The 20,168-nt window shown below is 42.0% G+C and carries 15 protein-coding genes; 11 read left to right on the top strand and 4 right to left on the bottom strand.

What is annotated here, in order from left to right; translation table 11 throughout:
• Nucleotides 1-129: 129 nt before the first annotated feature.
• From QYT14_RS07005 to QYT14_RS06995, 3 genes are all read right to left on the bottom strand, one after another.
• The gene (locus QYT14_RS07005) at nt 130-603 is read right to left on the bottom strand and encodes a calycin-like domain-containing protein (RefSeq protein ID WP_288324604.1); all 474 of its coding nucleotides are present in this window, start codon (nt 601-603) and stop codon (nt 130-132) included.
• Between the two features lie 60 nt (nt 604-663).
• Nucleotides 664-1,833 (bottom strand): DUF4925 domain-containing protein, encoded by a 1,170-nt coding sequence (locus QYT14_RS07000; protein ID WP_288324603.1) that lies wholly within the window; start codon nt 1,831-1,833, stop codon nt 664-666.
• A gap of 109 nt (nt 1,834-1,942) precedes the next feature.
• A complete protein-coding gene (locus tag QYT14_RS06995; RefSeq protein WP_288324602.1) occupies nt 1,943-4,900 on the bottom strand; it encodes a PEP/pyruvate-binding domain-containing protein in 2,958 nt (985 codons plus the stop codon).
• 233 nt (nt 4,901-5,133) lie between these two features.
• Here QYT14_RS06995 and gdhA point away from each other — a divergent pair, with 233 nt between their 5' ends.
• The 5 genes from gdhA (at nt 5,134) to QYT14_RS06970 (ending at nt 10,577) form a co-directional block, all read left to right on the top strand.
• Nucleotides 5,134-6,471 carry an NADP-specific glutamate dehydrogenase gene (gene gdhA / locus QYT14_RS06990; RefSeq protein WP_237040040.1) on the top strand — a complete coding sequence of 446 codons (1,338 nt, stop codon included), beginning with the start codon at nt 5,134-5,136 and terminating at the stop codon, nt 6,469-6,471.
• Between the two features lie 163 nt (nt 6,472-6,634).
• The gene (locus QYT14_RS06985; RefSeq protein ID WP_237040039.1) at nt 6,635-7,045 is read left to right on the top strand and encodes a hypothetical protein; all 411 of its coding nucleotides are present in this window, start codon (nt 6,635-6,637) and stop codon (nt 7,043-7,045) included.
• On the top strand, nt 7,026-8,327 hold the full coding sequence (locus QYT14_RS06980) for a DUF3440 domain-containing protein (protein WP_288324601.1): 1,302 nt from the start codon (nt 7,026-7,028) through the stop codon (nt 8,325-8,327). Before QYT14_RS06985 ends, QYT14_RS06980 begins: the two co-directional genes overlap by 20 nt.
• On the top strand, nt 8,324-8,839 hold the full coding sequence (locus QYT14_RS06975; RefSeq protein WP_005935734.1) for a ParB/RepB/Spo0J family partition protein: 516 nt from the start codon (nt 8,324-8,326) through the stop codon (nt 8,837-8,839). The genes QYT14_RS06980 and QYT14_RS06975 overlap by 4 nt, the downstream gene beginning before the upstream one ends.
• A gap of 28 nt (nt 8,840-8,867) precedes the next feature.
• Nucleotides 8,868-10,577 (top strand): fimbrillin family protein, encoded by a 1,710-nt coding sequence (locus QYT14_RS06970; protein ID WP_288324600.1) that lies wholly within the window; start codon nt 8,868-8,870, stop codon nt 10,575-10,577.
• A gap of 402 nt (nt 10,578-10,979) precedes the next feature.
• Here QYT14_RS06970 and mdh read toward each other — a convergent pair whose 3' ends face one another.
• Complete coding sequence (gene mdh, locus QYT14_RS06965) at nt 10,980-11,921, bottom strand: malate dehydrogenase (protein ID WP_237040036.1); 942 nt, start codon at nt 11,919-11,921, stop codon at nt 10,980-10,982.
• Between the two features lie 156 nt (nt 11,922-12,077).
• Here mdh and QYT14_RS06960 point away from each other — a divergent pair, with 156 nt between their 5' ends.
• From QYT14_RS06960 to QYT14_RS06935, 6 genes are all read left to right on the top strand, one after another.
• A complete protein-coding gene (locus QYT14_RS06960) occupies nt 12,078-12,950 on the top strand; it encodes a hypothetical protein (RefSeq protein WP_237040035.1) in 873 nt (290 codons plus the stop codon).
• Nucleotides 12,951-13,107: 157 nt separating this feature from the next.
• A complete protein-coding gene (locus QYT14_RS06955; RefSeq protein WP_288324599.1) occupies nt 13,108-14,574 on the top strand; it encodes a TolC family protein in 1,467 nt (488 codons plus the stop codon).
• Between the two features lie 9 nt (nt 14,575-14,583).
• Entirely contained in the window at nt 14,584-15,570 is a 987-nt protein-coding gene (locus tag QYT14_RS06950; RefSeq protein WP_288324598.1) for an efflux RND transporter periplasmic adaptor subunit, read from the top strand.
• Entirely contained in the window at nt 15,571-16,740 is a 1,170-nt protein-coding gene (locus QYT14_RS06945; RefSeq protein WP_288324597.1) for an ABC transporter permease, read from the top strand.
• A 12-nt stretch (nt 16,741-16,752) separates the two neighbouring features.
• The gene (locus QYT14_RS06940) at nt 16,753-18,003 is read left to right on the top strand and encodes an ABC transporter permease (protein WP_288324596.1); all 1,251 of its coding nucleotides are present in this window, start codon (nt 16,753-16,755) and stop codon (nt 18,001-18,003) included.
• A 320-nt stretch (nt 18,004-18,323) separates the two neighbouring features.
• A complete protein-coding gene (locus QYT14_RS06935; RefSeq protein WP_288324595.1) occupies nt 18,324-20,156 on the top strand; it encodes an ABC transporter ATP-binding protein in 1,833 nt (610 codons plus the stop codon).
• Nucleotides 20,157-20,168 lie beyond the last annotated feature (12 nt).

Raw genomic sequence — 20,168 nt, 5'->3', positions numbered from 1 at the left:
TAATATAAGCCCAAACAGTCTCCATGGTTTGAGGAAATCTCTCAAGAGTTTAGAACAGAATATTTAATTATAAAAAAGGGAAGTCACTTAAGCGAGACTTCCCTTTTTCTTTATTGATAGAATGAAATATTATTTCTTCTGACCGTCGAATTCAACAACAACCCCCATCTTAGTCACTGTAATGTCTAAATCAAGTTCCTTACCATCAGCATCACCAGCAACCACTACGTCTAAATTACCCAAGTTCATAGCTGATAAATCAATGGTCGTTGTTCCGTTCAATTTCAGTTCATCAGTTGAAGGAGTAACAGCACATTCTGCTTCGATATTAACAGGAGCAGGCAATACAACAGGTATTGTAAAATTAGACAATGATATCTTTACTTTACTGTCACTCACTTTTCCAACAGTAATAGAAGTTTCCATATCACTAGCAACAGAATTGCCCGCTAACTTAATATCCATTTTTCCAGGATAAGTACCCACAATATTATCTACAGTTAACGCCTTGTTGTTGTTATCATCGTCATCATCACTACAAGCTGTAAACAAGCACACTGTGCATACTACAGCAAACAAATAATACAAAATGCTCTTTTTCATTGTTTTGTTATTAAAATTTATACTTAGAATATATATCATTAAGTCATTCAAAAAAACTCATTATTTCTCTGCCTGAACTAATTTCAATCCAATCTGAATATCTTTTGTGGTAGAAACGATTTGAGGCATTGCCACCAAAATAGGTTTCAAAAACGGTTCTATTAATCCTGCCATTCCTCCAGCTTGTTCTTTCAGCATATCCACCAACCGAGCTACAAATTCTTCATCCTCAAACAATGGGGCTACTGTTTTAAGTATAGGCAACAATACTTCTGTACCCAAATACACAGTCATCTTTCCATCTTCTCCAACAATATACGACAAAGGTATACCTATATTTACCATTTGCAGAAGCTGAGGTAACAGACTTGCGACAATATCATTCATACCATCATTTGCACGTTCATTTACCGTAGCTAATATCTGAGCCAAATTCAAAAACAAAAACACTTTACCGTCTTTTACGGTATACATAGCAATGTTTAAACCCGAAGTCTTCCACTCTGTATCCGTAAGAGCATCCTTATATTCTGCCTGAATGTTTCCATCAGGAAGGAAAGTCACCTTATTTAATACACCTGACAGCAATTCCGGTATACGCTTACCTTCTATTTGAGCCATACTGAATATCAAGGTAATAGCAGAATTAATATCCCAAGTACCACTATTAAAAGGAAATTCATCTGCATCCCATTTCACATGAATAGGAGCCATCGGGTCACCTTCCCACATACTGCCTGTAGGAGCCATATTCCAAGAAGTATTAGTTAAAGGATTCGACGGCATGGTTACTTCCAACGCCAAATTCATTTCTCCTGAAATTGCATCACCCTTATATTTTATAATGCAACCGTTAGACTCTTCCACTCCCTCAAATATCACCTTATTGCCATCGATTACCATATTTTCAATATTCAACGTTGTAGTTGATTGTCCGGGAATAACACCAGAGACAGGAGGCATAGGGGTTTCTCTACCGTCTGTCATAGCCAACTCTCCATTCCCTGTTAAAGTCAAAGTCGCTTTTGTTGCATCAGATGAATTAGGAGTAAAAATAACACTCTTCCCCAGCATCATTTCCCCACTATAAGTCAATTGTAAACCTTTTGAATCTGTAAATGTTGTTTCTCCAATAGGACAGAGCACCTTTTCGTCATCATCACTACAAGAGGTAAATAATCCTACCGTGCATATCACAGCAAACAAATAATAAAAAAGATTCTTTTTCATTGTCTAGTTAATTAAATTTATACTCGAAAAATCGTGCAAATATAGTAAAAAGTTAAACGTCCTACTACCCTTATCGATATTTAGAACACATTTTGTGCAATTTGGAACACTATTCGGGCAACATCACCACTCCCTGTTTCTTCTTTCCGTCCATCTTCACTATCAGAGGATTATCAAAACGGACGTGCCTGATAAACTGAGTTTCCTCTACCGCCGGTTGTGCGTTGAGTATGTCCTGATTATATATGCCATCATTCATGTACGAATTAATAGTGAAATAACCCACTCCAAAAGAAGTCAGATTCTGAAAGAAATGTGTTCCCTGACTCGGATCTACACGATAATTGGTCAAACCGGCTTCCACTATAATGCGGGCAGCCGAAATATGAGGCCACTTCACAGGAATACCCAACCAAGAATCACTGCTTCCCCAGCGTCCCGGTCCGACCAGTATATAATGTTTGCCTTCATCCAGGAATTTACGGTTCATTTTTTCTATTTCATACGCAATGGTAGGATTGTTTGAAGCTGTATAGCCTTCCGTTTTCACATAGATTATATCATAAATATCCTCCATAATGCCATGCCCCAATGAATTATTACTCCTTAATAAAACATTCTCATCCTTAATAAGGTTCAAATCCTCATCCAGAACAGCCTTGATATCTACCATCGGACGAATTTGCAGCAGATAAAACACACCTGTTTTCTTCTGCGCATTCAGCGTTACGGCAAACTCTATCTCGACAGGACGACGCATCTCACTCTGCCCATATTCCTGAGCCAGTTGCAATATGCGGGGCAATGGGAAAACATCGTGCTGCAATACATTGGCAAAAGTAATCAGTTTTCTGCCTCCCGGATAAATACCGTCACGAATCACCATATCATAAGGATCGTAAGTGGACGCTATAAAGTTCAAAGCTCCGTCATTATCGGCTTCTTTCACCGGAAGTTTCAACAAGTTGAAACCGTCATCCAAAGAAAAATTGTGACCTGCATTCTTCAAATCAAGTGCATAGAACTGTGTTTGGGTTTCGCGAAGGGCTATCTCCATTTCACTGGTTTGCAAAACTTGATTCGGATGATACGGACAGATACGCAAAGTCAATCCTCCATCTACAATATATTTACCCAAGCCTAATGCCAGACTCACCGTACCTTCTTCCGCCCTCTCGTCGCCAATAGGATAATAGTTGAGCGAACGGGCCACACCGGAAATAGACGGATAGAAACGGTCGCCATATTGTGTTCCCACCACTTCTTGCAAGATGACAGCCATCTTTTCCTGATCAATGACATTGCTGGTGGCCTGCATATAAGCCTTACTGTCTCTATAATAAACCGAGGCATAGACACCTTTTATGGCATCACTCAACATACGCAACATCTCATACTTGTCCTCCAAGTATGGAATCATATAGGTGGAATAAATACCTGCAAAAGGTTGATAATGGGAGTCTTCCAACAAACTGGAAGAACGGATGGCTATCGGAGACTTCACCACATCAAAGAATGCGAAAAAGTCCTCTACTAAACGGTCGGGCAGCTTGGCACGAAGAAAAGCTTTCAATATCGTGTCGTCATCCGCATCACTCAGAGCCACCTGATACAGTCCGTTGGTATCCATGAACTCGTCAAAGATATCGGTACAGAGCACCACCGTTTTAGGGATAACGACAGTGGCATTTTCAAACTCTTCGAATTCTATATGACGCTTTACCATATTGTCTATAAAGGCAAGTCCGCGCCCTTTTCCTCCCAAAGAGCCTTCGCCGATGCGGGCAAAGTTGGAATAGCGGTCAAAACGGTCACGCTGGAATACCGCCACTACACCTTGATTCTTCATCTTACGATATTTTACAATCGCTTCGAAGATAATCCGACGATGCGCATCTATGTCCTGCAAAGACTTCCAAGTAATCTGCTTCAGGAACTCGGCAGGCGGAAACATGGCACGGGAGTAGAGCCAACGAGAGACATGATTGCGACTGATGTGATAGAGCAAAGACTCCTTCGGAATGGCAAAGATTATATTCTGCAACTCTTTCAGATTGCGCACACGCGCCACCTCTTCAAATGTATCAGGATTGCGGAATATAAAATCTCCAAAACCAAAATGCTCGGAAATGATTTCACGCAAGTCTATATTCATTTTTTTAGAGTTCTTATCCACAAAACTCGCGTCGTATCTGCCGGCGTATACCTTATTATTGACTTCTGCTGATTGGAGAATCAAAGGAATAAAAGGATCACGAGAACGAATTTCGGCAAGCAGCTTTATACCTGCCATCGGGTCTACCACTCCACCACGGGGATAACGCGCATCGGTAATGATGCCCAATACATTTTTCTCATATTTATTATATAATTCCATCGCCTCTTCGTATGTACGTGTTAAAACGATTTTGGGACGTCCCCGCATACGAAGTGTACGTTGGTGAGCATTCAATGCTTCAGTAGCAAATTCTTGACTCTGCTTCAGAACAAACTTATATAAATTAGGCAACACGGAAGAATAAAAACGGATGGAGTCTTCTACCAGCATAATCATCTGCACACCAACCTCTTTTACGTCATGTTCCAAATTCATCTTGTCTTCTATCAGTTTAATGATAGAGACCAACAAGTCAGTATTCCCCAACCAACAAAATACATATTCAAAGATGCTCAAATCTTCGTGTTCCATACGTGCGGTAATGCCATGAGAAAACGGAGTTAACACAACCAATGGAATATGGGAATACTTGTTTTTAATGCTGCGTGCAATTTCAAATGTATCACTGTTGTCGGAACCAGGCATACAGATTACAAGGTCGAATGTGGTATTCGCCAACTGCTTCCAAGTTTCCTCTTCGGTAGACACCTGTGTAAAACGAGGTGGATAACGAAGACTGAGATTCATGTATTCATTAAATATCTTTTCATCAATTCGCCCATCATCTTCCAACATAAAAGCGTCGTACGGATTGGCAACCAAAAGGACATTAAATATTCGTTTGGTCATAAGGTTTACAAACGAAGTATCCTTGAAATACAGCTGATTTAATTTTAACTTGCTGAGCATAATTCTTAGATTTACACAGATAATGTAATAGCAAAATACGTTAATAATATTGTCTTATGCAACTTATTCGCAAGAAAAAAGAACTTTTGGGAATTAAGGGAAAGACCCTCCTATTAACTTTTTATTATAGCAACCCTAATTTTTTCGCAAAAATATTTTGCCAAGTCGGATAAAAACATACCTTTGCATCAGAAATGAATTTCATTTTGTCAAAACCTTAAATGCAAACTATTATGGATATCAATCAAATCATGGCTTCTCTTGAGGCCAAACACCCTGGTGAATCAGAGTACTTGCAAGCAGTTAAAGAGGTGCTGCTCTCCATTCAAGACATATACAATCAACACCCGGAGTTTGAAAAGGCATCACTTATCGAAAGATTAGTGGAACCGGATCGTATCTTTACATTTAAGGTGCCTTGGGTGGACGACAAAGGCAAAGTGCAGGTAAACTTAGGTTACCGCGTGCAGTTCAACAACGCCATTGGTCCGTACAAAGGCGGTATTCGTTTCCATGCATCAGTAAATCTCTCTATCCTGAAATTCTTAGGATTCGAACAAACATTTAAGAATGCACTGACCACACTGCCTATGGGCGGAGGTAAGGGCGGCTCTGACTTCTCACCTCGTGGTAAGAGCGATGCTGAAGTTATGCGTTTCTGTCAGGCATTCATGCTTGAATTATGGCGTCATGTAGGTCCCGATATGGACGTACCGGCCGGAGATATCGGTGTAGGTGGTCGTGAAGTCGGCTATATGTTCGGTATGTACAAAAAACTCACCCGCGAATTTACGGGTACATTTACCGGTAAAGGATTGGAGTTCGGTGGTTCATTAATCCGTCCCGAAGCAACCGGATTCGGTGGCCTGTACTTTGTAAACCAAATGCTTAAAAATAAAGGTATCGACATTAAAGGTAAAACTGTAGCCGTTTCCGGTTTCGGCAACGTGGCATGGGGTGCTGTGACTAAAGCAACAGAATTAGGAGCAAAAGTGGTAACCATCTCCGGCCCGGACGGATATATTTATGACCCGGACGGCATCAGCGGTGATAAAATAGACTATATGCTGGAATTACGTGCATCAGGAAATGATATCGTAGCTCCGTATGCAGAAAAATATCCGAACGCCAAATTCGTTGCAGGACGTCGTCCATGGGAAGTAAAAGTAGATATTGCACTGCCCTGTGCAACTCAAAATGAATTAAATGGCGAAGATGCTTGCAATTTAATAAAAAATTCCGTTCTTTGCATTGGAGAAATATCAAACATGGGTTGTACCCCCGAAGCTATTGATGCATTTATCGAACACAAGATGCTTTATGCACCGGGTAAGGCAGTCAATGCAGGTGGCGTAGCAACATCAGGTTTGGAAATGAGTCAAAATGCAATGCACATGAGTTGGAGCGCAAAAGAAGTGGATGATAAATTGCATCAGATTATGTATGGCATCCATGAACAATGCGTGAAGTACGGAACAGAACCCGACGGATACATCAACTATGTGAAAGGAGCAAACATTGCCGGCTTTATGAAAGTGGCTCACGCAATGATGGCTCAAGGAATTGTATAAAGCATTCTATTAGCATAAAAAATATCTCGTTTAGTTGTATTTGTATTTTGTATTGTAGCTTGCGCTGCCCGCCTGTGAAGGTATGGCAGCGTTTTTTATTGAAAATTCCAAAGTTTATTTATAAATTTGTACCAATTTGAAAAGCTCATAAATTGATTATTCTATGAAAGTAATACAACTAAAAGGTTTGGACGCCGATTTATACCCATTAATAGGTCCGCTAGTAATGAATCCGAAAGTACTGAAGGCCAATAACAACTATCCATTCAAGACTACGGAAAATTATCAATGGTATATTGCAGTAGACGACCAAGAAGAAGTAGTGGGCTTTCTGCCTGTGGAAGACAAAAAAAATACTTCAGTCATTAATAACTACTATCTCAAAGAAGACGACGGAGAATTACTGAAACTTCTTTTTAGCCAAATCGATGTAGAAAAAGATATAACTGCGATTGTATTATCCAAACACCTGGACATATTCAAGAAATTAGGGTTCAAACTGGAACACCAATGGACCAATTATATTAAAATGATATACACCAACACAAATAAAAATGAAGAAAAAGGGAACTAACACAGAGAATGTTTACGAGCTGATACAGAAACGACTAAAATTTATTTTTGCTGAGTTTGATAATATTTACGTCTCCTTTTCAGGAGGCAAGGATAGCGGAGTCTTGCTTAACCTATGCATTGATTACATCAGAGAACATAATCTGAATAGAAAAATTGGTGTCTTCCATATGGATTATGAGGCACAATACCAAATGACAACAGATTATGTAGAAGAAACATTCAGACAGAATCTGGATATTCTGGAGATTTACCATGTATGTGTGCCATTCAAGGTAGTTACCTGTGCATCCATGTATCAACAGTTCTGGCGCCCTTGGGATGAAGAGATGCACGCCAACTGGGTGCGTCCGATGCCAAAGAATTGCTATAAGAAGGAAGACTTCCCTTTTTATAACGATGAAATGTGGGATTATAATTTTCAAGTGGAATTCGGAAGATGGTATCACAAAAAGAAGGATGCTGTACGCACCGCCTGTCTAGTAGGTATCCGGACACAAGAAAGCCTCGACCGCTGGAGAACGATTTACAGCAACAATCGCCTGTTTACATATCATAATTTAAAATGGTCACGCAGAATAGGCTACGACCTCTTTAACCTTTACCCCATCTATGATTGGCGCACCGAGGATATATGGGTGGCCTATGCACGCTTCAAATGGCCCTTTAATCAACTTTATGAACTATATTATAAAGCAGGAGTCCCCTTGGACAAGCAACGTGTTGCCAGTCCTTTTTTAAGTACAGCTCAGGAAACTCTGAAACTTTACAAAGCCATCGACCCTAACACATGGGGAAGAATGTTGGGCCGGGTAAATGGCGTGAACTTTACAGGCATCTACGGAGGAACCCGTGCCATGGGGTGGCAAACCATAAAACTGCCCAAAGGCTATACATGGAAAGAGTATATGTATTTTCTTTTGGAGACACTCCCCGAAGATATGAAAAACGCTTATCTTGAAAAACTAAAAGTCAGCAGAGAATTCTGGAAGTATCGGGGAGGATGCCTCAGCCTGGAAACCATACGCAAATTAAATGAATTAGGCGTAAATATACATGTGCAGAAAACGACCAACTATAAGACAGACAAGCTGCCTGTACAAATGGACTATCTGGACGATATAGACATCCCTGAATTCAAAGAAATTCCAACTTACAAACGTATGTGTATATGTATTCTGAAGAATGACCACGTTTGCAAATACATGGGATTTGCCTTGACCAAAAAGGAAAAACAGAGAAGAGATAAAGTGATGAAAAAATACAAAAATATAATGAGATGAAAAAAGAATACGAAAGTCCTGTATATCATGTACGCCGTGTACCGGTAGAAAAGGTACGTGCCAACAGTTATAATCCCAACCATGTAGCGCCCCCCGAAATGAAACTGCTCGAACTTAGTATTTGGGAAGACGGATACACCATGCCTTGCGTTTGTTATTATATTCCGGATGAAGATGTTTACGAACTCGTAGACGGTTATCACCGCTACTGCGTTCTCAGAACTTCCAAACGAGTATTTGAACGCGAAAAAGGGTTATTGCCGGTGGTGGTTATTGAGAAAGACTTATCCAACCGAATGGCAAGTACCATCCGCCACAACCGTGCCCGCGGCACCCACAGTGTCGAACTTATGGTCGACATTGTAGCAGAGCTCACTAAAGCCGGAATGAGCGATGAATGGATTAAGAAATATATCGGAATGGATGCCGACGAACTATTACGTCTGAAACAGATATCAGGATTAATGGAACTGTTTGCCGACAAGGAGTTTTCTATCCCGGAGGAAGCATGACAACAATCAGACTAAATAAACGAACAAATTGAAATATACTCATTTACTATTAGGGTTATCGGTATCAGTCGTATGCGCCTGTTCCGATAACCTTACCGATTTTATCCAAAGCGATAGAAGCATCATTACAGGCAACTGCTGCCGGTTTACTAACAGCCTGACAGACAATCCTCCCACTTCATTGCCTTCAGGCAGCCGGACACTGCTGAATGCCACGGGAAGTCTACAATTAGAGAACCGCATTTTCACCTATTCGGGAAATACATGGGAAAGCGACTTGCCCATTGTATGGACTGATTTATCAGGAACAACCGATATTGTTGCTCTATACCCGACTTATACAGACAACCTGTATGATGACCTATACTCGAAAGGGCAGTTGGAGGATATCCTTTACATAAAAGACAAATTTGAGGCTGGCCAAGAAATCAAATTTCAGTTTAAACATCTCTTTTCCCGGCTCACTTTTCACATCAGCGAAGAATTACAAGGAGAAATAAAAGAAATCAGACTGACGGCACCTGTCATTGTTGACAAGATTATTCCTGCCACAGCAGACCTGAAACTCAATGCAGAGCAAAGCCATACGACCATCAGTGCCGGAGATTCTTCCGAAAGCTATTCCTTTATCATTCCTCCAAGTGAAAATACCGGTTTGAGAGTCGAGCTTATCACCAATCATAAAAGTTTCATCAAAGAACTAAAACCACAAGCCTTCTTAAGCAATTACGAATACGCATGTAATATCAAAGTTCTTGATGAACAATCGAATATCGGAATCTCTTCTGCTGAAAATTTGATTGCATTCAGTTTGTTAATCAACAATAAGGAATACAATGGTAAATCGCTGAGCGACTTCGGCATCACAAAAGATGGCATTACCACTTATAGACTTCTGAACGATATTGAATTGACGGACGAAGATTGTAAACGGATGAAGCCTATAGGAATAAATGGTAATGCTTTTAATGACACATTTGATGGACAAGGATTTACTATCTATAATCTAACACCACAAGTCGATTATAAAAAAAGTGCTCTCTTTGGATATACCTCAGAAGACGCAATCATTAAGAATCTTTGCATAAATGGAGCAAAAAACAACAATACTACAACTAAATCAGATGTCGGAATATTAGCAGGTTATAATAAAGGGTATATCATAAATTGTTCAGTTCTAAACTCAGCAGGAACATCTAGTAACCGTGCAGGTGGTATAGCTGCTTTTTCAACTGGGACGATAGTAAACTGTTCTGTTGTGTCTTGTCATCTAGAGTCGCAATGTATTGGAGGGGCAGCGGGAGAAGCAAGTGGAAAAATAATAAATAGTTTCTTCGTTAAGAATACACTTGTCAGACCAAAATCCGGAGGCCCTAGAGGAGGAATTTATGGCAAAGGAATACTAGCTTCCAGCAGCGGTTCACTAACCGTCTCTAATTGCTATGTAGATTGCTATACTTCTAATAAAACCTCATTTGGTATAATTACCGGACAAGATGCCTCAAGCTATATTGAAAACTGCTTTTACAGGTATTACGAAGGATTATCCACCGGAGTTACCAACGGTACAAATCTAACAAAATATGATGTAAACTTCATCGACACCAATGGCAAATCCGTTTTATCCTCTCTCAATGAATGGGTAGACACAAACTCTCTCCTCCACCCCGAATACAAACTCAAGCATTGGACAAGTGGAAACGAGGAGATTCCCGCTATCTTCATTGATATCAAATAAAGGGAAGGAGGTACTTACCTCAAACAAGAGTAAGATTAAGCCATTTTTTACGGACAACCAAGGCTTCTTGAGCGACAGATTATTACAGTCTCCGGTAATGGACTGTACATGTACGGTCCACTGCAACGGACTATACAGTCTGCTGCCGAAGACTGTAGTAATTCGACCGACAGACAGGCATAATCGAAAGGACGAAAACGCTTAGTCCGACTAATGAAACGACTTAGGGCACTCAAAACGTATGCAGAGGTTGAAAAACCGGAGGAGACAACATCCGGGGACAGGTGTTTGGTTGATATGTTAAATCCCCAGGAATAATAACTGACCCAGAGATAGAATACTATCAAAAAGGGACTGTCCATTTTATCAGACAGTCCCTTTTACTAATATTTATTGTTTGGATTAAAGAGCACCAACTTCGTGCAAAGCAGCATTAGTCTTACGAACAGCAGCAGCACTTGCAGCGAATTTAGCTTTTTCGTCTTCGTTCAAAGGCAATTCAACGATCTTTTCAATACCATTCTTACCCAAGATTACAGGAACACCACAGCAAATATCCGATTCACCGTATTCGCCTTCCAAGTAAACTGAACAAGGAACCATCTTACCCTGATTGTGGATGATAGATTCAACAACGAATGCACCAGCTGCACCCGGAGCATACCATGCAGAAGTACCCAGCAATTTAGTCAGAGTAGCACCACCTACCATAGTAGCGGCAGCAACTTCCTGCAACTTTTCTTCAGACAAGAAGTTAGAAACAGGCATGCCTTTGTAAGTAGCGAAACGAGTCAAAGGAATCATAGTAGTATCACCGTGACCGCCGATTACCATACCTTCTACTTCGTTTGCATTGCAACCCAAAGCCTGAGACAAGAAGTATTTGAAACGTGAGCTATCCAAAGCACCACCCATACCGATGATTCTGTTCTTCGGCAAGCCCAAAGCTTTCAATGACAAATAAGTCATAGTATCCATCGGGTTAGAGATAACTACGATGATAGCGTTAGGAGAATATTTCAGAATGTTCTGAGCTACAGATTTAACGATACCTGCATTAACACCAATCAGTTCTTCACGAGTCATACCCGGTTTACGAGGAATACCTGAAGTGATAACAACAACGTCAGAGTTAGCTGTTTTTTCATAATCGTTAGTGCAACCAACAATGTTTGTGTCGAAGCCCAACAACTGAGCTGTCTGCATCATATCCATTGCTTTACCTTCCGATACACCTTCTTTAACGTCCAGCATTACTACTTCGTCTGCTACTTCGTTAAAAGCAAGAACATTTGCACATGTAGCACCTACGTTACCTGCGCCTACTACGGTTACTTTTGACATAATCTCTATATTTTGTTTAAAGTTGATAATAAAATCGTCTTCTTAAAGGCACTGCAAAGTTACAATGATATTCCGAATTAGAGAAAAATTTCCGTAATTATTTTCGGGCAGTATGCGCAAAATATTGTACTTTTGTCAAAAAATCAATGTAACACTATGGATAAGAGCAAAAAACTGATTATTGTCATTATTCTGCTGATTGTTATCATCGGCGGAGTTTCTTTCTATGCTTTCCGTCAGGCAAAGGAAAATAAAGAAATGAGTGAACTCTTTGCTGTTGAGAAACTGGAGATGGAGAATGAGTACACCACTTTTGCAACTCAATATGATGAACTTCAGGTACAAATCAGCAATGACTCCCTGCGCGAAAGGTTGGAAAGTGAGAAATTGAAGACTCAACGACTGTTAGAAGAGTTGCGCCAGGTAAAAACAAGCAATGCTGCTGAAATCATGCGACTGAAAAAGGAACTGAAAACTGTCCGTGCCGTACTGCGCACCTATGTTATCCAAATCGATTCACTGAACAAGCTCAATCAGGCTTTGGCAGAAGAGAACCATGAAGTAAAACAGAAATATACGCAGGCAACCCGCCAAATCAGCAACCTGTCTCAAGAAAAGAAGAATCTGAATGAAAAGGTGACCTTGGCATCACAACTGGATGCAACCGCCATCACTGTCCTTCCCAAAAACAAGCGGGGAAGAGAAGCCAAAAAGGTGAAAGATGTGAAGAAGATAGCTGTTTCCTTTACAATCGTCAAGAACATCACTGCAAAGACAGGCGAGCGTACATTATATATACGCATTGCCAAACCGGATAACGATGTATTGACCAAGAATGCATCCAATACATTCCCTTATGAAAACCGTGAACTGACTTATTCCATCAAGAAGTATATCGAATATACAGGAGAAGAACAAAACGTGACCGTTTATTGGGATGTGGAAGAATACCTTCCGGCAGGTACTTACCATGTATATATCTTTGCCGAAGGCACTATGATAGGCCAGCAGGCATTTACCATGAAATAAATTCCTTTACCCGTCATATCATAAAAAAAGAGAAGCCGATTATCCGGTTTCTCTTTTTTTATATCTTTTTATTCGGCTGATATTGCCTATTCACATTTTAGTCGTATCTTTGCATCGTTGCATAAGCAACTTTAAACACATAAGCAACAACACCAAAATGAAGAGAATTTTCGGTTTCATCCTATTTATAGGGGTATCAGTCGGGGGTTCAGCCCAAAACATGCTGACGCTGGATAGTTGTCGTGCTATGGCACTAAAAAACAATAAAGAGTTACGCATATCCGCTGAGAAAATAAATGTGGCGCATTATGAAAAGAAAGCTGCCTTTACTAACTATTTACCCAAGATTGCTGCTATGGGAACGTATATGCGTACCCAAAAAGAAATCTCCTTATTAAGTAACGATCAAAAAGGAGCACTCAGCAATATCGGGACTGTTGCTCAAGGCTCTCTCCAAGAAACATTTCAACAACTGGCCGCTTCCAGTCCCGAACTGGGTGCCCTGCTACAACCGTTGGCTCCACTCATTCCAGGCATAGGGAGCAAACTGAATGGCGTAGGACAAGGGCTGGTTGATGCTTTACACACCGACACTCGCAATATGTATGCAGGTGCCGTCACCCTCACCCAACCTATCTTTATGGGAGGGAAAATAGTGGCCTACAACAAGATAACCCAATATGCCGAACAACTGGCCAAATCACAACATGCCACCGGCATGCAAGATATCATTCTTAGTACCGACCAAGCCTATTGGCAGGTCATATCGCTGATAAACAAAAAAAAGCTGGCTGAAAGTTATCTCAAGCTCGTACAACAACTGGATGGTGACGTAGACAAAATGATTACCGAAGGAGTGGCTACCAAAGCTGACGGCCTCAGCGTAAAGGTGAAAGTAAACGAAGCTGAAATGAAACTGACACAAGTGGAAGACGGACTGAGTCTTTCTAAAATGGTATTGTGCCAGCTCTGCGGTATCCCTTTGGATGAGGAGATTCGATTGGCGGACGAGAATGTAGAAAATCTCTTGGTTGCCGATGAAATACAGGTTGCCGACAATGTTGCCACTGCCCTCGCCAACCGCGAGGAATTGCGGAGTCTCGATCTGGCTACTAAAATATATGCACAGAAAGTCAATGTCACCCGCGCTGACTTCTTGCCGACTGTGGCCCTAACAGCCAATTATATGGTGACAAACCCTTCGTTAGTCAACGGCTTCGAAAACAAATTCCGTGGTATGTGGGCGGTAGGTGCATTGGTAAAAATACCCATTTGGAACTGGGGCGAAGGAATGTATAAAGTAAAAGCAGCCAAAGCCGAAGCTAATATTGCCCGCTATCAGTTGTCAGACGTAAAAGAAAAGGTAGAACTGCAAGTCAATCAAGCCACTTTCAAAGTAAACGAAGCCGGAAAGAAACTGGCAATGGCTACCAAGAATATGGAAAAAGCGGAAGAAAACCTCCGTTACGCCAAATTAGGTTTCAGCGAAGGTGTCATCCCCACCAGCAATGTGCTGGAAGCACAAACAGCATGGCTGTCGGCTCAATCGGACAAGATAGACGCACAGATAGACGTGAAATTGACTCAAGTATATTTACGCAAATCAATGGGAACATTAAAATAAGAACAAGATATGGCAGAAAGAACACAACGCAGCAACATTTTGCTGGCATTCATTTCACTGACGGCAGTCATTGTAGTCGTGTCTCTGATAGGTTTCTTCACATTGGGCAAAGACCCCGAAATCATTCAGGGACAAGCAGAAGCAGACGAATACCGTGTATCCGGTAAAGTTCCGGCACGTATTCTTGAATTCCGTGTAAAAGAAGGAGACAAGGTTAAAGCCGGCGATACACTGGTTATCCTCGAAGCTCCCGATGTAATGGCTAAGTTATCACAGGCACAAGCCGCCGAACAAGCAGCCCGGGCCATCAGCGAGAAAGCACAGCGCGGAACTCGCCGGGAACAGTTGCAGGCTGCCTTCGAAATGTGGCAGAAAGCCAAAGCCGGAGTAGAGATTGCCGAAGTATCGTACAAGCGTGTAAACAGCCTTTTCCAGCAAGGTGTAATGTCCGCACAAAAACGCGATGAAGCCAAAGCACAGTTTGACGCGATGACAGCCACCGAGAAAGCTGCCCGTTCACAATACGAAATGGCTAAAAACGGTGCTCAACAAGAAGACAAAGCAGCTGCCGCCGCACAAGTGGAACGTGCCAAAGGAGCAGTAGCCGAAGTGTCTTCTTATATAGACGAAACAATTCTCACAGCCGCCGCAGACGGTGAGGTGACTGAAATCTTTCCCAAAGTAGGCGAACTGGTCGGAACCGGTGCTCCGATTATGAATATTGCCCGACTGGATGATATGTGGGTAACTTTCAATGTGCGCGAAGATTTCTTGAAAGACTTCACTGTAGGAGAAGAAATCAACGCTTTTATCCCTGCATTCGATAAAGAAGTGAAGTTCAGAGTAACCTATATGAAAGACCTCGGCACATACGCTGCATGGAAAGCAACAAAAACAACCGGACAATTTGATTTAAAGACATTCGAAGTCAAAGCTGTTCCTGTGGAGAAGGTAGAAGGTTTACGTCCCGGGATGAGCGCCATTATAGAGAAATAAATGAAAACAACGCATATTATCTTTCAGATAGCCAAACGCGAAGTGTTCCGCATTGCCACAAGGCCGCTATACCTGTTTTGCATGGTCATAGCTCCTTTGTTCTGCTACATCTTCTTCACAACGCTGATGTGGAACGGACTTCCCACAGATATGCCGGCAGGTGTTGTCGATTTGGACAACACGGCAACCACCCGCAGCATTATCCGCAATCTGGATGCTTTTCAGCAAACCAAGATTGTGGCGCATTATGCCGACTTTGCCGATGCACGCAAAGCCATGCAGGAAGGAAAGATTTATGCTTTTTATTTTATTCCCGAAGGTACGACGGAAAAAGCGCTAGCCAGTCGTCAGCCCAAAGTCTCGTTTTACACCAACTACTCATACTTGGTAGCCGGGTCACTGCTTTATAAAGACCAGCGCACCATGTCCGAACTGGCAGGCGGTGCCATCGGTCGCGCCACTTTACGTGCCAAAGGTGCTACCGACGACCAAGCGGTGGCTTTCCTACAACCTATTGTCATTGATTCTCACATCCTGAACAACCCTTGGTTGAACTATTCCGTTTACCTGAGCAATACCATTATACCGGGTATCTTGATGTTACTGATATTCATGACTACAATCTATACCATCGGAAGCGAAATAAAAGGCAATACCCAGAAAGAATGGATGCAAATGGCCGATAATTCCGTCACTTTGGCTCTATCCGGCAAACTGTTGCCACAGACCATCGTATTCTTTATCATGGCCACCTTTTATAATGTATACCTGTATGGTTTCCTGCATTATCCATGCAACAGCGGCATCCTCCCTATGCTTCTGGCAGGATTGTTACTGGTATTGTCCTCACAAGCCTTTGGCATTTTCCTATTCGGACTGTTCACTACCATGCGACTGGCCTTGAGCACAGCTTCGCTATGGGGAGTCATTTCTTTCTCCATCTCAGGAATGAGCTTTCCGGTTATGGCTATGAATCCTGTATTGCAAGGATTAGCCTACCTGTTTCCTTTACGGCATTATTTCCTAATCTACGTCAATTTGGCACTCAACGGCTATCCTCTGATTTATGCATGGCATTCGGTAGTGGCACTCATGCTGTTCATGCTATTGCCCTTCTTCATCCTGAAAAGATTGCGCACCGTGTTACTGCACTATGTATATATCCCCTAAAACAAATCTGTCATGAAAGAAAAGAAATTCAAAGAGATCGTTTCGGAAGGCATTTCAGACCTGTTCTATATTTGGTGGCAAGAGCTGAAAGCGGTGGTAAAGGACCAAGGTGTATTGATTTTCTTTATCTTGGTTCCACTGGGATACCCATTACTTTATACCTTTATATATACGAACGAAACCATTCGCGAAGTACCTGCAGTGGTAGTAGACAACAACCGTTCTACGCTCAGCCGGGAATATCTACGGTTGGTTGATGCCGGTCCCGACCTCCACATCATTTCTTATTGTGCAGATATGGAAGAGGCCAAGACATTGATGAAGGACGGAAAAGCCTATGGAATCATTTATATTCCCGAAAACTTCAGCCGTGACATTTCCAAAGGGATTCAAACCCGTGTCACACTTTACTGTGACATGAGTGGAATGTTGTATTACAAAGCCATGTTGACTGCCAACACCAATGCATCTCTGGCAATGAACAAACAAATAAAGATAGAACGCTCCGGTAATACCACCAACCGTCAGGATGAAGTCAGTGCCTCGCCCATCGAGTATGAAGACGTCTCTATCTTCAACCCGCAAAACGGATTCGCCAGTTTTCTGATTCCTGCCGTATTGATACTTATCATTCAGCAAACACTGCTACTGGGTATCGGTTTGTCTGCCGGAACAGCCCGTGAGACCAACCGTTTCCGCGACTTAGTTCCTTTAAGCCGCCATTATCACGGCACACTCCGCATCGTTCTGGGCAAGTCACTCACCTATTTCATGATTTACATTATCATGTCAGTCTATATGCTTTGTCTGGTACCCCAAATATTCAGTTTGGTACAGATAGCACAGCCAAGCACACTCTTCGCTTTCGTGCTTCCCTATATATTGGCATGCATTTTCTTTGCAATGACCTGTTCCATCTTTATTCACCACCGCGAAGCCTGCATGATGATATACGTGTTCACATCCGTGCCCTTATTATTCATTTCAGGCATCTCATGGCCCGGCTCTGCCATCCCCGAGTTTTGGAGAATCATTTCATGGATATTTCCCTCCACCTTCGGCATCAACGGCTTTGTGCGAATCAATAATATGGGGGCCACACTGCCCGATGTTGCAACAGAGTATCATGCCCTGTGGCTGCAAACCGGCATTTATTTCCTCACCACTTGTATTGTTTATCGCCGACAGATAACCCTCAGCCGCATGCACGTATATGCAAGGCTGAAAGAGATAAAAAACAGACATAAGCCCAAAGAGGTATAAACAAGAAATAACCGGTGAATTGGCTGACCATTATATATTGCATAAAAAACAATAATTGCAAAAGGTATACATGATAAGAGTGTGTCGAAACTCTCAATAAAAGGGGAATTTTGACACATCCCCATCACGCCCGCATCAGTAACCCAGTATTTCTCCTATCGACATGGAGTTCCTTAATACCCATAATCGTAACGGCTCCTTTAGATTTTTGATATACCCTCAGACAGAATTTTCCGCCCCCTCTCCCATCTTTTATCACTTTCCTCCATTTTATTCATGGCTTTTTACTACCTTTGCGCCCATCAATCAACAGATTAATCATGAAAGAATTTATACAGATACTCCGTCGGTTCGTACCTCCCTATAAGAAGTACCTAGCTTTAAGTACTCTATTCAATATATTATCAGCTGTTTTAAACATCTTCTCCTTCTCACTCATCGTGCCCATACTGAGCATCCTGTTTCAGATGGAGAAAGCCACTTATACTTTCATGCCGTGGAATGCCGACGCTTCCATCAAGGATATTGTAATCAACAATTTCCAATATTACATCACAGAACTAATCAACCAGTACGGCCCCAGCACCACCCTTTTGCTACTGGGGTTATTCATGGCTTGTATGACTTTCTTAAAGACAGGATGTTATTTCCTCTCTTCCGCCACCATGATTCCCATCCGTACCGGTATTGTCCGCGATATCAGGGTTCAACTTTATAAAAAATTACTCAGTCTTCCTCTCGGCTTTTTCTCGGAAGAAAGAAAAGGCGACATCATAGCCCGCATGAGCGGTGACGTAAATGAAATAGAGAACTCCATCATGTCCTCATTGGATATGTTACTCAAAAACCCCATTCTTATTATCTCTTATTTCACGACGCTTATCATCATCAGTTGGCAACTTACCTTGTTTACCATCGCCATTGTCCCCATCATGGGCTGGATAATGGGAACAGTAGGAAAGAAACTGAAACGCGGCTCGCTTATCGCCCAAGGACAATGGAGTGATTTAATGTCACAACTGGAAGAGACACTTGGCGGTCTGCGCATCATCAAGGCTTTCAATGCCGAAAAGAAGATGAATGCCCGCTTTACTGAGTCCAACAATCTATACCGCAATACCATCAATCACGTTAATATCCGCCAGCAAATGGCACACCCGATGAGTGAGTTTTTGGGAACAATACTCATTGTCATCGTATTGTGGTTTGGAGGCACACTGATATTACACAACAACAACACCATCACCGCTCCTTCCTTTATCTTTTACCTGACCATCCTCTACAGTGTTATCAATCCATTGAAAGATTTCTCGAAGGCCGGATATAACATACCCAAAGGGCTTGCCAGCATGGAACGTGTAGACAAAATCCTAATGGCAGAAAACAAGATGAAAATAAGCCCGACTCCGATTCCCGTCGGTCCACTGAAAGATAAGATAGAGTTTCGTGACGTATGCTTTAAATATGAGAACCAATGGGTGCTTCAAAATATCAACCTCACCATAAAAAAGGGAAAAACGGTGGCACTCGTCGGACAGTCGGGGTCCGGAAAATCTACCATGGTAGACCTTATTCCCCGTTACTATGACGTGCAACAGGGTGAAGTCCTGATAGACGGCATAAATGTAAAAGATACAACCCTGCACGACCTGCGCAGCATTATGGGCAATGTCAACCAGGAAGCTATCCTGTTTAATGATACCTTTTATAATAATATCTCCTTCGGTGTAGAAAACGCCACCATGGAACAAGTGGTTGAAGCTGCCAAGATAGCCAATGCACACGATTTCATCATAGCAAGCGAAAACGGTTACGACACCATGATTGGCGATCGGGGCGGTAAACTTTCAGGTGGCCAACGCCAACGTATCAGCATTGCACGAGCTATCCTGAAGAATCCTCCTATCCTGATTTTAGATGAAGCAACTTCGGCACTCGACACCGAAAGCGAACGAATGGTGCAGGATGCTTTGGAGAAATTAATGAAAAACAGAACAACCATTGCCATCGCACACCGGTTGTCCACTATCCGCAATGCAGACGAGATTTGCGTTCTGCACGAAGGACGCATCGTGGAACGCGGCAAGCACGAAGACTTGTTGGCCATGGACGGATATTACAAGAAACTGTGTGATATGCAACAAATGAGCTAACCCTCAGCACAA

The sequence above is a fragment of the uncultured Phocaeicola sp. genome (assembly GCF_948499155.1).
Lineage (GTDB): Bacteria > Bacteroidota > Bacteroidia > Bacteroidales > Bacteroidaceae > Phocaeicola > Phocaeicola faecalis.
This window is presented reverse-complemented; position numbering and strand designations above follow the sequence as displayed.